Origin of the sequence: Rathayibacter agropyri, from assembly GCF_013249015.1 — a bacterium.
GTDB lineage: Bacteria > Actinomycetota > Actinomycetes > Actinomycetales > Microbacteriaceae > Rathayibacter > Rathayibacter agropyri.
The window spans coordinates 249,138-264,886 of the sequence record NZ_JABRPL010000001.1 but is presented as its reverse complement, the minus strand read 5'-3'; the positions used below and the strand labels follow the sequence as shown (position 1 = coordinate 264,886).

The window sequence follows — 15,749 nt, the reverse complement described above, 5'->3', positions numbered from 1 at the left end:
CCCGAACCCGAAGGAGATTTCAGATGACCACCGAACGCCGCGTCCTGGTCCACCGCGACAAGCAGACGCTCGCCGGATCCGTCGCCGCCCGGTTCCTCACGAAGACGATCGATGTCCTCGACGACCTCGGCTCGGTGAACGTCGTGCTCACCGGCGGCACGATGGGCGCGGCGACCCTCCACGAGATCGCCTCCTCGTCGGCGGCCGGGAACGTCGACTGGTCGCGCGTGCACTTCTGGTGGGGTGACGAACGCTGGGCTCCCCGCGGCCACGAAGACCGCAACGACGTCCAGGCCGGCGACCTCTTCACCGTCCTCGGCGTGCCCGACGAGAACGTGCACCGCTACCCGGCGTCCGACGAGGGCCTCGACCTCGACGCCGCGGCGGCCGCCTACGACGCAGAGCTTCGCGCACATGCAGGCGAGGGTCGGGACTATCCGCGATTTGACATCACCTTCCTCGGGGTGGGACCGGACGGGCACATCGCCTCCCTGTTCCCCGAGCGTTCCGCCATCCGCTCGACGGTCCCCGGAGTCCTCGCCGTGCGGAACTCGCCCAAGCCGCCGCCCGAGCGGCTCACCCTCACGCTGCCGCTGATCAACCAGTCGGACCGGGTTTGGATGGTGCTCGCGGGCGCTGACAAGGCGTCGGCACTCGGCCTCGCGCTTGCGGGCGCCAACACCAACGAGGTCCCGGCCTCGGGCGCCTTCGGGCGCAAGCGCACCGTGTTCTTCGTCGACCAGGAGGCGGCGGCAGAGGTTCCTGAGTCGCTCATCGCGCCGAGTTACTGAGGTTCGGCTCAGAAACGCCGGAAGGCCCGTCCCCCACGGGGCGGGCCTTCCGGCATTTCGCTATCGCTGCGGATCACGAGGGGGTCGCGGTGCCCCGACGGGCACGCAACTGCTGCAGCGCCTCTTCGAGGAGCTGAGCCGCCTCGGCCTCGGTGCGCCGCTCCTTCACGTACGCGAGGTGCGTCTTGTACGGCTCGGCCTTGGCAACCTGCGGCGGGTTCGCCCGGTCGCGTCCGGCCGGAAGACCGGACTGCGGGGAGTCGATCACCTCGGGGATCTCGTCCTCGGGGAGGGCCGCCGAGAAGTGGCGAACCGTCTCGTTGCCGAGCGCGTCCCAGTAGGAGACCGCGACCCGCTCCGCGTGAAAGCCTCGGTCTTGCTCGCCCATGGGTCCTGCGCCGACGCGCGAACCGCGGATTGCACTGCCGCCTGATGCCATTGCGAGTACCCCTATGCTCCGGTAGTGAATTTGGTGATGAGGCCGAGCACCACGATGCAGGCGAGCCAGACGAGGCCGAGGATCACGGTGATGCGGTTGAGGTTGCGCTCCGCGACGCCCGAGGCGCCGAGGTTAGAGGTGACTCCGCCCCCGAACATGTCGGACAGACCGCCGCCGCGCCCCTTATGGAGCAGGATCAGCATGGTGAGCAGGAGGCTCGTGATGCCCAGGATGACCTGGAGCACGACCTGGAGGATGTCCACGCGGTACCTTTCGAAGTTCCGGCGCGTTGCGCGCCCCGACGAGTATAACGGCGGCTGCGAATCCCCGAGGAATCCGTCGTCCCATGTCCGGGCCGCTGTATGGGCTCGGCCGACCCGGCCGCAGTTACCCGGAAAGACAGCCCTTCACGACGGAAGATCGCGCCACCCTTGGTCGATCCTGAGGCGGACGCTAACGTCCGAGCCGGAAAGGTCTCACTCATGGACTGCTCAATCTCGCGACGCTCAGTCGTCACCGCTACTGCGCTCGGTGCCGTCGGCGCGTTCGGCCAATTATCTGCGGCCTCCGCGCAACCTCTTCGGCAGGAGGTGACGGGTGGTGCTCCCACGCCGAGCACCGTTGAAGTGACCAAGGTCATCTCTGTCGCCGCGAGCGAGCGAACGCTCGATGGGATGCGACTGCCCCAGAGCGTCGCTCTCTATACACCTATCTGGTCCGACGCGGATTCAATTTTCATCGCCGATTCGATCCCCGACAGGTCGTGGATGGCGGTCCGGGACGCGAAGTTGAAACACCCGCGCACCGAACTCGGGCTCTGGCGCCTCCCCAAGAACGGATCGACGGCGAGCTATCGCGTGATTCAGCCCGCCGACGGATCGAACGGGTGGGAGTTCGACGGCGCGAACCCCGGACACCGGGGCGCGAGCGTGACCATCAGCGACCAGGGAACGGTGCTCGTGCATCCTCCACTCCACATGCTGGCCAACGTGTCGAAGTCGTCAACTTGGGCGAACACGCCACTGTCGTGCTTCTCCTCACTCGAGCAGCACGGATCGGCTCCGTTCACGCCGGTTCCGTCACCGGCGGGAGGCCGAACCGCATCGTCCTACCGTCGGTTTTTCCGCGATCCCATTACGGGGACCACCTATCTGCTGGTGCGCGGCACCGACTACCAGGCCCTCCTCTACACCTGGGATGAGAGCCGCCGCATCTTCCAGCCCGTGCATCGCGCGACGACACGTTACGACACGTCGAAGGCCGGCAGCTACGGACTCAACGACGGCCTGAGCAGTCACCCCTCGGACGGTCAGCAGGTCGGTGCGTACGGCCACGAGATCGCCTTCAGCGCGGGTGCGATTGCGGGGTCGTCGATCATGTACTGCGCAACCGAGTTCCGGGTCAATAAAGATGTCGAGCAGTCCGGCTTCCCGCGCCGCGACATCGGCTTTGCGCGCAGCACCGACGGCGGGACGACTTGGCGCAACCCGCAGGACGACAGCGAGATCACCGAACTCTTCCGGCCGACCACGGCGGACGGCAGGGCCACCAACGTCCTCCCGATCTTCGAGGGGCCCGCCTACGAGACCGCCGGAGACGACGCGAACCACGACAGCGTCGGCGCGAGGATTGGAGTCACCGGGGAAGGCCGTGTAGTGGTGGTCGCCACTTGGGCGCGTCGACCGGCGGACGCATCCGACACCGGTCGCGCGCTTGGAGCACCAGAGCGGGCCGACTACCGCTCTCTGTGGCGCGCGGTGTGGGATCCTGCCACGAAGACAACGACTCGGACGTGCCTCTACAACCCGGGCAGCAAGGATGCCGCCGGCACCTGGTCGTCCGATCACCACGCCGGGCTGCCGTCCATCGTCACCGCTCTCGATGGAACGCTCGTCATCGTGGCATCGACGCACGACGACCACGACCACCGAGCCGGCAGGGAGAACTACGGTCTGATCTCGGACGACGGCCGATCCACCTCCTTCTCCGCCGACGCCGCACTCCATATATACGTCACGAAGGACGGACGAGACTGGACCGATTCGACAGTCGGACCCGGCACGCTGCTGACTGCCGCGACGGTCACGGGTACCTCGGGGGCCTATACCGACGCAGAATGCCTCGACCGCGACAACGTCGTGCGGATCTATCCCGTTTTTCCTAACGCGCCAAGCAGGGCGGAGGTCTGGGAGATACCCGTCCCTGCAACCACCGTCGCGATACGCGACAAGCATCTTGGCCGACCGGTCCTCAGGGCCGAATCCCTCTCCACCGGGAACAACATCACCTGGGATGCTCCGCCCTCCGACGCCGGCTCCGCCATCTGGCAGTACGTGCTGCACTCCGCGGATTCGCCGGAGAAGGCAACCAGCATCTCTCCGGACATCGCGGTCTTCACGCCGGGGATCGTGGGATTCGTAGACAGGAACTCCCACACGACGACGGGCCGCTCCTATGTGATCTTCGCGCGGAACAACTTCGGCACGTCCTGGGCGTCAAACTCGGTCACGATGACCAGTGGCCACCCAAAGGTGGTCGCTGCGCCGAGGAACTTCAACCCGACGCACTGGTTCCGCGCCAGCGATCTCGACCTGAACGACGGTGATCCCGTCGCGGAGGTGCCCGTGACGCCGGGAGCGACATCGCCCCTGACACTCGTCCAGACGAACGCGTCTCGACGGCCAGCCTTCCTCGCGAACGGACCGGCCGGTGCACCGGCGATCCGTTTCTCACGCGGGCGGAAGGACCAGCTGACCCTCGCGTCGGCTCTCCGCTTCCAGCGCACGACGACGGTCTTCACCGTCGCCCGAGTCCGCGACGAGTCCTACTCGATGCTGGCGGCGACGGCGGACGCCTCCGGAGCACTGGTGACCAGAGGCCCGTTCTCGCGCACCTCGCACTCAGCGCATGAGACCCGTAGTGCCGGACCGGGAGCGAACGGAACGTTCGAGCTCACCAGTCCCGACACGACACAAGAGATCACTCATGCCGTCGCGACCGAGACCGGCATCGGCGTGTGGAAGGTCTACGTGTCGCAGTGGCGGATCGACCCAGACTCAAAGCTCCGAGTCTCCGGACAGATCAACCGCTGTGCAAGTTCTCAAGTCGAGCTTCCGGCTGATGCAGGTCGCCGTCTCTCCGGTGTTGACGAGCCGATGTCCACGCAAATGCTGATCGGGAGCGCCTCCACGGGCTCAGGAGAGGTCCTAACCAGCGCGGTCGACATCGCTGAGATCCTCCGCTTTGACGGCAGCATGAGTCGGGCACGGATCCAGGACTTCGTCCTCTACCTGTGCAGCCGGCACGAAATCAATCAGTCCAACGTCGTCGACTCGGATCTCCGCGCAGCCTGGGACACGGGGCGGGACCGACCTCTGTGCATCGACGTAGCACGGAGTGCGGCCGCGTTCGCTGCTGGCGGCACCGGGTCCGCTCTCCGGCATGCATCCTGCGAGAAGCTGACTCCGACGGGAAGCTACTCTCCTGCCTGAGCGATAGAACAGAGCCCCACCTTAGATCGGCCAGTGGAGAGACCGTCGTCCCACCCTAGACGGCGCAATTGCGGCCCCCTTGGAGGAGATCCGCGTTCCAGCGGATCGTCGTAGCCGACCGCACCCCGCTCTGCACAACGCTCCCCGTCGCAAAGCCAACCGCGCCCCGCCGCGCAGGGAGCGGCGGGGACGACGAAGGGGCGGGCCCGGATGTGCCCGCCCCTTCGTCGCAGAAACTCAGACCCCGACGTGGTTGCGGAATCGAGCGATTGCCGCGAACTCGTCGACCTGGAGGCTCGCGCCTCCGACGAGCGCACCGTCGACGTCGGGCTCACGCATGAAACCGGCGATATTGCCGGACTTCACCGACCCGCCGTAGAGCACGCGCGTCTTCGCCGCGGTCTCGGCCCCGAGGACGTCGGCGATCACGTCGCGCAACGCCTTGCAGACCTGCTGGGCCTGGTCTGGCGTCGCCGCTTGGCCGGAGCCGATGGCCCAGACCGGCTCGTACGCCACCACGAGGTCGGCGTCCGCCGGGAGGCCGGTGAGGGCCTCCTTCAACTGCGCGACCGGCACCGCAGAGGGACCGTGCTTCTCAAGGTCCTCCGCCGTCTCTCCGACGCAGATGATCGGAGCGACGCCGTGCTTGACCGCAGCGGCCGACTTGGCAGCGATGTCCGCGTCCGTCTCACCGTGGAGCGTCCGACGCTCCGAGTGGCCGACGATCACGTAGTCGCAGTCGAGCTGCTTCAGGAACTGCCCGGAGATCTCACCGGTGTAGGCACCGCTGTCAAACTTGGAGAGGTCCTGGGCTCCGTATTTCAGCGGCAGCTTGTCCGAGTCAACGAGGATCTGCACCGGCCGGAGGTCGGTAAACGGCGGAAACACCGCAACCTCGACCGAGTCGAAGTCGTGGTCGGCATCCTTCAGGCTCCATGCGAGCTTCTGGACGAACGCGATGGCCTGGAGGTGGTCCAGGTTCATCTTCCAGTTGCCCGCGATGAGCGGGATGCGGGCGGGGGTGCTTTCTACCATCCGAGGACCTCCAGTCCGGGGAGACGTTTGCCCTCGAGGAATTCGAGGCTCGCTCCGCCTCCCGTTGAGATGTGGCCGAACTGGTCGTCCTCGAAGCCCAGGGCGCGCACGGCGGCGGCGGAGTCTCCTCCGCCGACGACGCTCAGCCCGTCGACCTCGGTGAGCGCCTGGGCGACAGTCTTCGTGCCGGCCGCGAACGGCTCGAGCTCGAAGACACCCATGGGGCCGTTCCAGAACACCGTCTTCGACGCCGCGACGATCTCGGCGAAGCGCCTCGCGGTGTCCGGTCCAATATCGAGGCCGAGCCCCTTCTCCGCGAATGGCGTGCTCTCGATGGCGTCGGCAGCGGCGATGTGATGCTCGGCGTCGGGGCCGAACGACGAGGCGACGACCACGTCCGTCGGCAGGACGATCTCGACCCCGAGCTCCTCCGCCTTCGCCAGGTAGCCGAGGACAGTGCCGACCTGGTCGGCCTCGAGAAGGCTCGCGCCAACCTCGTGGCCCTGAGCCTTGAGGAAGGTGAAGAGCATGCCGCCGCCGATGAGGATCGAATCGACCTTGGGCAGCAGGTGCTCGATGACGCCGAGCTTGTCCGAGACCTTCGAACCGCCGAGGACCACCGTGTAGGGGCGCTCGGGCTTCTCGGTCAGCCGCTCGAGCACCTCAAGCTCGGCCGCGATCAGCGTGCCGGCAGCGCTCGGGAGCAGCTGGGCTAGCTCGTAGACGCTTGCCTGCTTGCGGTGCACGACACCGAAGCCGTCTGAGACGAAGGCTTCACCGAAGGCGGCCAGTTTCTCGGCGAAGGCGCGGCGCTCGGCCTCGTCCTTACTCGTCTCGCCGGCGTTGAAGCGGAGATTCTCGAGCACGACGACCTGGCCGTCCTGGAGGGCCGCGACGGCCTCGGACGCGGAGTCACCGACGGTCTCCTCCGCGAACGAGACGGGGGCGTCGAGAAGCTCGCCGAGGCGGGCTGCGATCGGAGCCAGGCTGTACTTCGCCTCAGGCTTCCCGTCAGGACGGCCGAGGTGGCTGATGACCACAACTCGGGCGCCCTCGGCGACGAGACGCTGGAGCGTGGGCACCGACGCGCGCACGCGGCCGTCGTCCGTGATCGTTCCGTCCTTCAGAGGGACGTTCAGATCGCAGCGGACGACGACGCGCGTGCCGGCGAGTGAGCCCAGCGAGTCCAGGGTGCGGAGCGTCACTGCGCCGAGCCTTAGAGCTTGCCGGCGACGAACTCGGCGACATCGACGAGGCGGTTGGAGTAGCCCCACTCGTTGTCGTACCAGGAGGCGACCTTGACCTGGTTGCCGATGACCTTTGTGAGTCCCGCGTCGAAGATGGACGAGTGCGGATCGGTGACGATGTCGCTCGAGACGATCGGGTCCTCGGTGTACTTGAGGATGCCCTTGAGGTCGCCCTCGGCCGCGGCCTTGTACGCCGCGTTGATCTCCTCGACTGTCGCCTGCTTGGTCAGCTCGACGGTGAGGTCGGTGATCGAACCGGTCGGCACCGGAACGCGGAGGGCGTAGCCGTCGAGCTTGCCGACGAGCTCAGGGAGGACCAGGCCGAGAGCCTTGGCGGCACCGGTCGAGGTCGGAATGATGTTGACGGCGGCGGCGCGGGCACGACGCAGGTCGCTGTGCGGTCCGTCCTGGAGGTTCTGGTCGGCGGTGTAGGCGTGAACCGTGGTCATCAGGCCGCGCTCGATGCCGAAGGTGTCGAGCAGCACCTTGGCGAGCGGCGCGAGGCAGTTCGTCGTGCAGGACGCATTCGAGATGATGTCGTGCGTCGAGGGGTCGTAGGTGTTCTCGTTGACGCCGAGGACGAGGGTCGCCACATCGCTGCCGGTCGCGGGAGCCGAGACGATGACCTTCTTGGCGCCAGCGGTGATGTGCTTGCGCGCATCCTCCGACTTCGTGAAACGGCCCGTCGACTCGATGACGACATCGACGCCCAGCTCGCCCCACGGGAGGTTGGCGGGGTCGCGCTCCTCGAGAACGATGATCGGCTTGCCGTTGACGACGATACGGTCGCCATCGAGCTCGACGGTGGCGTCGAGGCGCCCAGTGATGGAGTCGTACTTCAGGAGGTGCGCGAGGGCCTTGTTGTCGGTGAGGTCGTTGACCGCGACGATCTCGAGGTCGCTGCCCTTGGCGAGGGCCGCGCGGAAGAAGTTACGGCCGATACGGCCAAAGCCGTTGATGCCGATCTTGACGGACACAGATATCTCCTGATGAGGGAAGGCACCTCGACGGTGCAGTGGAGGGGTGGAAGCCGGCAACCGGGCGCCCCGGGTTCGAGGCCCGGGACGCCGAGATCGCTACGACAGTAGCAGTAGGCCCGAGGTCCTCTCGCGGGCCTTTTCAAAGCGCGCGGAGACGTCGGCCCAGTTCACGATGTTCCAGAATGCCGTGACGTAGTCGGCCTTCACGTTGACGTAGTCGAGGTAGAAGGCGTGCTCCCACATGTCGAGCAGGAGGACCGGGACCGTCGCCGCAGCGAGGTTGCCCTGGTGGTCGTACAGCTGCTCGATGATGAGCTTCTCGCCGAGCGAATCCCAGGCGAGGATCGACCAGCCTGAACCCTGGATGCCGAGGGCGGAGGCGGTGAAGTGGGCGCGGAATTTGTCGAACGACCCGAAATTGTCGTCGATGGCCGCGGCAAGCTCGCCGACGGGCTTGTCGCCGCCGTCCGGCGAGAGGTTGTTCCAGAACACGGTGTGATTCACGTGACCGGCGAGGTTGAATGCCAGGTCCTTCTGGAGCTTGTTGACGTTCGCGAGGGTGTTGCCGTCGCGAGCCTCCTGCAGCGCGGTGAGGGCAGTGTTTGCCCCCGCTACGTACGTCGCGTGGTGCTTGTCGTGGTGGAGCTCCATGATCCGTCCACTGATGTTCGGCTCGAGGGCCGAGTAGTCGTAGGGCAGTTCGGCGAGCGTGTAGTCAGCCATGTGCGATCTCCTATTCGTGGTCGTCGTTCCCGTGCGACCCGCCGGCGTCTCGGCGTCCGCTGCGAGGCGGAGGAGGGCCGGGAGTGTCCTGAGCAACCCGTTCAGTCTAGCGAGCGGCCCCTCGCGCGTTCGGAGGGCTTGCCCTCTTCACGCAGCCGACGCTCAGCGTTCGTCGGATGCCTCCTCTCCGGCCCTAGAGGTCGCGGAGTTCAGCGGGCAGGTTCGCGTCGGTGCCCGGGATGTCAAGGTCCGAGGCCCGCTTATCGGCCATGGCGAGGAGGCGGCGGATGCGACCGGCGACCGCGTCCTTCGTCATCGGCGGGTCCGCGTGGTGGCCGAGCTCGTCGAGGCTCGCGTCGCGGTGGGCCAGGCGCAGGCGCCCGGCGTAGCGGAGGTGCTCGGGAATGTCGTCGCCGAGGATCTCCATTGCCCGCTCGACCCGAGCGCAGGCGGCGACCGCGGCCTGCGCCGACCGGCGGAGATTCGCGTCGTCGAAATTGACGAGACGGTTCGCCGTTGCCCGCACCTCCCGGCGCTGGCGCAACTCTTCCCAGCTTGCCACCGTCGCGGTTGCTCCCATGAGCGTGAGCATCGCGCTAATGCTCTCACCGTCGCGGATGACGACACGGTGCACGCCACGTACTTCCCGCGACTTGGCCTGCACACCGAGGCGGCCGGCCGCTCCGACGATCGCCATCGCCGCCTCGATGCCGGGGCAGACGATCTCGAGCGCGGCGGAACGCCCGGGGTCAGTCAGAGAACCCTGAGCGAGGAAGGCACCGCGCCAGAGAGCAGCCAACTCCTCCCGCGACCCCGTCGTGAGCCGGTTGGGCAGGCCGCGCACCGGGCGGCCTCGCTGATCGAGCAGGCCGGTCTGGCGGGCGAGCGTATCGCCGCCTTCGACGACCCGGACGAGCCAGCTCGTTGTGCGACGCGAGCCGCCGGCCGAGACGACGCTGCCGTCGCTCCGGACGCCATAGAGCTCGGCGAGGTCGCGGCGGACGCGCGTCGCCAGCGGGGCGGAGTCCAGTTCGACCTCGACCGCGAGGCGATTGGAGATGATGTGCAGTCCGCCGGAGAACCGGAGGATGGTCGCCAATTCGGCGGCACGGACGGTGTTCTTGCGCGAGACGATCGCGACCAGTTCGCCCTTGACGTCTGCGGTGAGGGCCACGGAGTCTTCCTTACGTCGGGTGCGCGGCGGAGCGCGCGGGGATCATTCTCGGCCGAGGTCGCGGTGCGCCACGCTGATGGCAACTCCCGGCAGCTCAGCGAGCCGGGCGGCGATGCGGCCGGCGACCGCGACGGAGCGGTGCTTGCCTCCCGTGCAGCCGACGGCGATGGTCGCGTGGCGCTTGTTCTCGCGCTGGTAACCGTCGAGCACGGGGCGCAGAGCGTGCGAGTACAAGTCGATGAACTCCTCGGCGCCCTGCTGGGCCAGCACGTAGTCTCTCACCTCTTCGTCGAGGCCCGTGTGCGGGCGCAACTCCGGGATCCAGTATGGGTTGGGCAAAAAGCGCGCATCAGCGACCATGTCGACATCGGTCGGGAGTCCGTACTTGAAGCCAAAGCTCATCACGGTGACCTGAAGCCCGGCGCGGCCGGCTTCAGCAAAGCGGTCGGTGATGCTCGTGGCCAGCTGGTGAATGTTGAGGTCGGAGGTGTCGATCACGATATCGGCGGACTCGCGCAGTTGCGCGAGTCGCGTGCGCTCCGCCGTGATGCCGTCGAGCAGGGTGCCGTGCCCCTGCAACGGATGCGGCCGCCGCACCTGCTCGAAGCGGCGTACGAGCACCGCGTCCGTTGCCTCGAGGAAGACCATCCGAAGGTCGACTCCGGCGCGGAGTTCGCGGACGATCTCGCCGAGGTCCTCGAAGAAGTCGCGTCCGCGGACGTCGACGACCGCCGCGATCTTGGGCAGTGTGTCGCCCGCGCGCTTCGCGAGGTCGACAAGCGGCCGCAGCATCTGCGGCGGCAGGTTGTCCACCACGTACCAGCCGAGATCCTCCAGCGCGTTGGCGGCCGTGGACCGGCCCGCACCGGACATACCCGTGACGATCAGCACATCCTGCTGCTCGCTCTCCGTGCTCATGTGCTCTCCGTGCTCGTCTGCTGTGCGAAGCGTCTGGCTTGTGACGTAGGTGATCAAGGTCGTCCGCGATGGGTGCCGGGCGCTCGCCGGCCTCCCGGGAGGACGGCCTCCAGCCTAGAGCGTGGCTCAGACGCTCGACCGGTCGGCGTGGAGGTAGGCGTGGATCGCTCCGGCTAGCGCCGGGCCGATCCCCTTGACCTCGGCGATCTCGGTCTCGCTGGCCTCGCGCAGCCGCGTGACCGAGCCGAAGTGCTTGAGCAGGTCGCGCACGCGCGTGCCACCGAGTCCCGGCACCTCGGCCAGCTGCGACGAGATGTCGCGCTTGCGCCGCTGTCGCTGATGCGTGATGGCGAACCGGTGCGCCTCGTCGCGGATCCGCTGGAAGAGGAACAGTGCGTCGCTGTTGCGCGGCAGGATCACGGGGAAGTCGGAGTCGGGCAGCCAGATCTCTTCGAGCCGCTTGGCGATGCCGCACAGCGTAATGCCCGTCACACCGGACTCGTCTAGCGCCCGCTGCGCCGCCGCGACCTGCGGTTGACCGCCGTCGACGATGAGCAGCTGCGGCGGGTAGGAAAACTTGCGGCGCCTCGCCTCGCCGGTCTCAGGGTCGATCGCTGCCGGCTCGACGGGCTCACGCAGGTAGGCGAGCCGCCGCGTCAAGACCTGGTGCAGCGACTCGGTGTCGTCGGTCGACTCCGCGATCGAGAACCGCCGGTACTGGTCCTTTCGAGGGAGACCGTCCTCGAAGACCACCATCGACGCGACAATGTTCGTGCCGCTGAGATGCGACACGTCGTAGCACTCCATCCGCAGTGGCGCCTCGCTCATCCCGAGGGCGTCGCGGATGTCTTCCAGAGCCTGGGTGCGCGCGGTGAAGTCAGCGGAGCGGCGGGTCTTGTAGAGCATGAGCGAGTGCTGAGCGTTCTGCGTCGCCGTCTCGAGCAGCGCCGCCTTGTCACCGCGCTGCGCGGCCCGCAAGCGCACATTCGCCCCGCGAATCCCGCCCAACCACTCCTCGAGAGCCTCCGTGTCCTCCGGGAGCTCCGGCACCACGACCTCGCGGGGCGGGATGTCGCCGGTCTCGTACGCCGCCTGAAGGGCGGTGTCGACGAGCTCGGCGGTGCTCATGTCGAGTTCCTTGTCGACGACCCAGCCGCGCTCGCCGCGGATGCGGCCCCCACGCACGCGGAACTGCTGCACAGAGGCAGCGAGCTCGTCGTGCACGATCGCGTAGAGGTCGACATCGACGTTGTCCTTGAGCACGACCGCGCTCTTGGCCAGCACCGCATCGAGAGCGGCGATCTGATCGCGCAGCTTGCCCGCGCGCTCATACTCCATCGCCGCCGCGGCCTCGCGCATCTCCTTGTCGAGTTCGCCGATCATGCGCCGGTCGTGGCTGCCCATGAAGGCGACGAAGCGGTCGACCATCTCGCGGTGCTCCGCGAAAGTGACGCGGTGGGAGCAGGGCCCGCCGCAGCGCCCGATCTGGGAGGCGAAGCAGGGCTTGCCGCTCTGCATCGCGCGCTTGTAGTTGGAGTCGTTGCAGGTCCTGATGGGGAACGCCTTGATCATCAGGTCGATCGTCTCGTGAATCGCCCAGATCTTCGGGTACGGGCCGAAGTAGCGGGCCTTTCCGATCTTGGCGTTGCGGGTGACCATCACCCGCGGCGCCTCGTCGCCGAGCGTCACCGCCATGTACGGGTACGACTTGTCGTCGCGGAACTTGACGTTGAAGGGCGGGTCGAACTCGTTGATCCACGTGAACTCAAGCTGGAGCGCCTCGACGTCAGTGCCGACGACGGTCCACTCGACACCGGACGCCGACGTGACCATCCGCCGGGTGCGCTCGTGCAGGCTCGGCAGCGGAGCGAAGTAGTTGCTCAGCCGTGCGCGGAGGTTCTTCGCCTTGCCCACATAGAGCACCCGGCCCCGGGCATCCCTGAAGCGGTACACGCCAGGAAGGGTCGGGATTTCGCCCGGCTTCGGTCGGAAGTCGACTGTCTGCGTCATGCCTCTCGCTCGCCTGTCACCGAGGTCAGCGAAGGATCTCGGAGAGGAACATGCCGGTGTGGCTGCCCTTGACCTTGGCGACGCGCTCGGGGGTGCCGACCGCAACAACCTGGCCACCACCCGCGCCGCCCTCAGGGCCCATGTCGATCAGCCAGTCGGCTGACTTGATCACGTCGAGGTTGTGCTCAATGGTGATCACCGTGTTGCCCTTGTCGACCAGACTGTTCAGCACGAGAAGCAGCTTGCGGACATCCTCGAAGTGCAGACCCGTGGTCGGCTCGTCGAGCACGTAGACACTGCGTCCATTCGAGCGGCGCTGGAGCTCGGTCGCGAGCTTGACCCGCTGGGCCTCGCCGCCGGAGAGGGTCGTCGCGCTCTGACCGAGGCGCACGTAGCCGAGGCCGACCTCGACCAGCGTCTTCAGGAACCGGTGAATCGCGGTGATCGGCTCGAAGAAGTCGGCCGCCTCGGCGATCGGCATGTCGAGCACCTCGGCGACGTTCTTGCCCTTGTAGTGCACGGTCAGGGTGTCTCGGTTGTAGCGCGCTCCCCCGCAGACCTCGCACGCGACGTAGACGTCGGGCAAGAAGTTCATCTCGATCTTGATGGTGCCGTCGCCCGAGCACGCCTCGCAGCGGCCCCCCTTGACGTTGAAGCTGAAACGGCCGGGCAGGTAGCCGCGCGCCTTCGCCTCCGTCGTCTCGGCGAAGAGGGTGCGGATGCGGTCGAAGACGCCGGTGTAGGTGGCGGGGTTGGAGCGGGGGGTGCGGCCGATCGGATTCTGATCGACATGGACGATTTTGTCGAGGTTCTCGAGACCGGTGACGCGGGTGTGCTTGCCCGGCACCTTGCGAGCGCCGTTGAGCTGGTTGGCGAGCACCCGGTAAAGGATGTCGTTGACAAGCGTGCTCTTGCCCGATCCGGACACTCCGGTAACTGCGACGAACGTGCCGAGCGGGAACTCCGCGTCGACCTTCTGCAGATTGTTGGCGTTCGCGCCGACGACCTTGATCATCCGCTTGCGGTCGATGGTGCGGCGCTTCTTCGGCACGTCGATCGCCCTGCGGCCGGAGACGTAGTCGCCGGTGAGGGAGTGCGTGTTCTCGAGCAGCGACGCATAGGAGCCCGAGTGCACGACCTTGCCGCCGTTGACGCCTGCACCCGGGCCGATGTCGACGATCCAGTCGGCCGTGCGAATGGTGTCCTCGTCGTGCTCGACGACGATCAGTGTGTTGCCGAGATCGCGCAGCTTGATCAGGGTGTCGATCAGGCGGCGGTTGTCTCGCTGGTGCAGGCCGATGCTGGGCTCGTCGAGGACGTAGAGCACGCCGGTGAGCCCGGAGCCGATCTGCGTCGCCAGCCGGATGCGCTGTGCCTCACCGCCCGAGAGGGAAGCGGCGGCGCGCGAAAGGTTCAGATAGTTGAGGCCGACCTCGATGAGGAAGTCGATGCGGGCGCGGATCTCGCGGAGCACCTGCGCCGCGATGTGGGCCTCGCGGTCGGTCAGCTCGAGCCGGCTCATGAAGTCCTGTGCGTCGCCGAGGCTGAGGTCGGCGACATCCGCGATGCTTGCGCCGTGCACCAGGACGGCGAGAACCTCGGGCTTGAGCCGGGAGCCCTTGCAGACCGGACAGGGGACCTCGCGGAGGAACTCGGACCAGCGGGTGCGCTGGACATCGGTCTCGGCCTGAACGAACTGGCGTTCGATATAGGGCACGACGCCCTCGAAGCCGGAGGTGTAGCTCATCTCGCGGCCATAGCGGTTCTTCCATTTGACTTTGACTTCGAAGTTGTCGCCGTGGAGGACGGCCTGCTGCACCTCGGTGCTGAGGCGCTTCCAGGGTGTCGCGAGCGAGAAGCCGAGGTCACGGGAGAGGCCGTCGAGCAGCTTCTCGTAGTACTGGAAGAGGCCCTTGCCCTGCGTGGTCCAGGGGATGATGACGCCCTCCGCGATGCTGAGGTCGGGGTCGCCCAACAGCAACTCGTCATCGACGGACATCCGGGTGCCCAGACCGGAGCATTCCGGGCAGGCGCCGAACGGGGCATTGAAGGAGAATGTGCGCGGCTCGATCTCGGTCAAGGAGATGGGGTGGTTGTTCGGGCAGGACAGCTTCTCGGAGTAGGTGGTCCAGGCGCCCTCGCCCTCGCCGTCGACGAAGTTGATCTGCACGATCCCGTCGGTGAGGCGCAGGGCGGTCTCGAGGGAATCGGTGAGGCGGCCGAGGATGTCGGGGCCGGCGACGAGGCGATCGACCACGACCGAGATGTCGTGCTTGTACTGCTTTTTGAGCGTGGGCGGGTCGCTCAGCTGGACGAGGGTCCCGTCGACCATCGCACGGGAGTAGCCGCCGGCGGTCAGCTCCTTGAAAAGGTCGACGAACTCGCCCTTTTTTTGTGAAACGACGGGACTGAGGATCTGGTAGCGGGTGCCGGACTCGAGTTCCATCAGCTGGTCGGCAATCTGCTGGACCGTCTGCGCCGAGATCCGCTCGCTGCAGATGGGGCAGTGCGGCACGCCAATGCGCGCCCAGAGCAGGCGCATGTAGTCGAAGATCTCGGTGATCGTGCCGACGGTGGAGCGCGGGTTGCGGTTTGTTGACTTCTGGTCGATCGAGACTGCGGGGCTGAGGCCCTCGATGAAGTCGACATCGGGCCGGTCCACCTGCCCGAGGAACTGGCGGGCATAGGCGGAAAGGGACTCGACGTAACGCCGCTGTCCCTCGGCGAAAATCGTGTCGAACGCGAGGGACGACTTGCCGGAGCCCGAGAGGCCGGTGAAGACCACCATCGAGTCACGCGGGATCTCGAGGTCGACGTTTTGCAGGTTGTGTACCCGCGCGCCACTCACCACCAGCTTCGATACCGACTCGTCAAGTGAGGAGACGAAACGGTGGAAGGAGGGAGAGGGGGTGGAGGAAGGGTCCGTAACGGCGTTCAGGAT

At 66.9% G+C, this 15,749-nt stretch carries 12 protein-coding genes; 2 read left to right on the top strand and 10 right to left on the bottom strand.

Features of this window, described 5'->3' with window-relative positions; genetic code table 11:
- Positions 1–23: 23 nt before the first annotated feature.
- A complete protein-coding gene (gene pgl, locus HRF29_RS01245) occupies positions 24–791 on the top strand; it encodes a 6-phosphogluconolactonase (protein ID WP_173243476.1) in 768 nt (255 codons plus the stop codon).
- A gap of 73 nt (positions 792–864) precedes the next feature.
- Here pgl and HRF29_RS01240 read toward each other — a convergent pair whose 3' ends face one another.
- Positions 865–1,230 carry an RNA polymerase-binding protein RbpA gene (locus HRF29_RS01240; protein WP_173243473.1) on the bottom strand — a complete coding sequence of 122 codons (366 nt, stop codon included), beginning with the start codon at positions 1,228–1,230 and terminating at the stop codon, positions 865–867.
- Positions 1,231–1,241: 11 nt separating this feature from the next.
- Positions 1,242–1,493, bottom strand: coding sequence for a preprotein translocase subunit SecG (gene secG / locus HRF29_RS01235; RefSeq protein ID WP_068207965.1), 252 nt, complete (start codon positions 1,491–1,493; stop codon positions 1,242–1,244).
- A 219-nt stretch (positions 1,494–1,712) separates the two neighbouring features.
- On the opposite strand from secG, the gene HRF29_RS01230 reads away from it, so the two are divergent.
- Positions 1,713–4,721 carry a hypothetical protein gene (locus HRF29_RS01230; RefSeq protein WP_173243470.1) on the top strand — a complete coding sequence of 1,003 codons (3,009 nt, stop codon included), beginning with the start codon at positions 1,713–1,715 and terminating at the stop codon, positions 4,719–4,721.
- Positions 4,722–4,958: 237 nt separating this feature from the next.
- Here the strand turns inward: HRF29_RS01230 and tpiA are convergent, their stop codons facing one another.
- The 8 genes from tpiA to uvrA all read right to left on the bottom strand — a co-directional run bounded on the left by tpiA (position 4,959) and on the right by uvrA (position 15,659).
- Entirely contained in the window at positions 4,959–5,756 is a 798-nt protein-coding gene (tpiA, locus tag HRF29_RS01225; RefSeq protein ID WP_173243467.1) for a triose-phosphate isomerase, read from the bottom strand.
- A complete protein-coding gene (locus HRF29_RS01220; protein WP_173243463.1) occupies positions 5,750–6,961 on the bottom strand; it encodes a phosphoglycerate kinase in 1,212 nt (403 codons plus the stop codon). The genes tpiA and HRF29_RS01220 overlap by 7 nt, the downstream gene beginning before the upstream one ends.
- Before the next feature lie 11 nt (positions 6,962–6,972).
- The gene (gene gap / locus HRF29_RS01215) at positions 6,973–7,980 is read right to left on the bottom strand and encodes a type I glyceraldehyde-3-phosphate dehydrogenase (protein ID WP_173243460.1); all 1,008 of its coding nucleotides are present in this window, start codon (positions 7,978–7,980) and stop codon (positions 6,973–6,975) included.
- A gap of 99 nt (positions 7,981–8,079) precedes the next feature.
- On the bottom strand, positions 8,080–8,706 hold the full coding sequence (locus HRF29_RS01210; RefSeq protein WP_173243457.1) for a superoxide dismutase: 627 nt from the start codon (positions 8,704–8,706) through the stop codon (positions 8,080–8,082).
- A gap of 193 nt (positions 8,707–8,899) precedes the next feature.
- The gene (gene whiA, locus HRF29_RS01205) at positions 8,900–9,880 is read right to left on the bottom strand and encodes a DNA-binding protein WhiA (RefSeq protein ID WP_173243454.1); all 981 of its coding nucleotides are present in this window, start codon (positions 9,878–9,880) and stop codon (positions 8,900–8,902) included.
- Between the two features lie 42 nt (positions 9,881–9,922).
- Positions 9,923–10,798 carry an RNase adapter RapZ gene (rapZ, locus tag HRF29_RS01200; RefSeq protein WP_173243452.1) on the bottom strand — a complete coding sequence of 292 codons (876 nt, stop codon included), beginning with the start codon at positions 10,796–10,798 and terminating at the stop codon, positions 9,923–9,925.
- 126 nt (positions 10,799–10,924) lie between these two features.
- Positions 10,925–12,808, bottom strand: a complete 1,884-nt coding sequence (gene uvrC / locus HRF29_RS01195; RefSeq protein ID WP_173243449.1) for an excinuclease ABC subunit UvrC — start codon at positions 12,806–12,808, stop codon at positions 10,925–10,927.
- 25 nt (positions 12,809–12,833) lie between these two features.
- A complete protein-coding gene (gene uvrA, locus HRF29_RS01190) occupies positions 12,834–15,659 on the bottom strand; it encodes an excinuclease ABC subunit UvrA (protein ID WP_343043656.1) in 2,826 nt (941 codons plus the stop codon).
- Positions 15,660–15,749 lie beyond the last annotated feature (90 nt).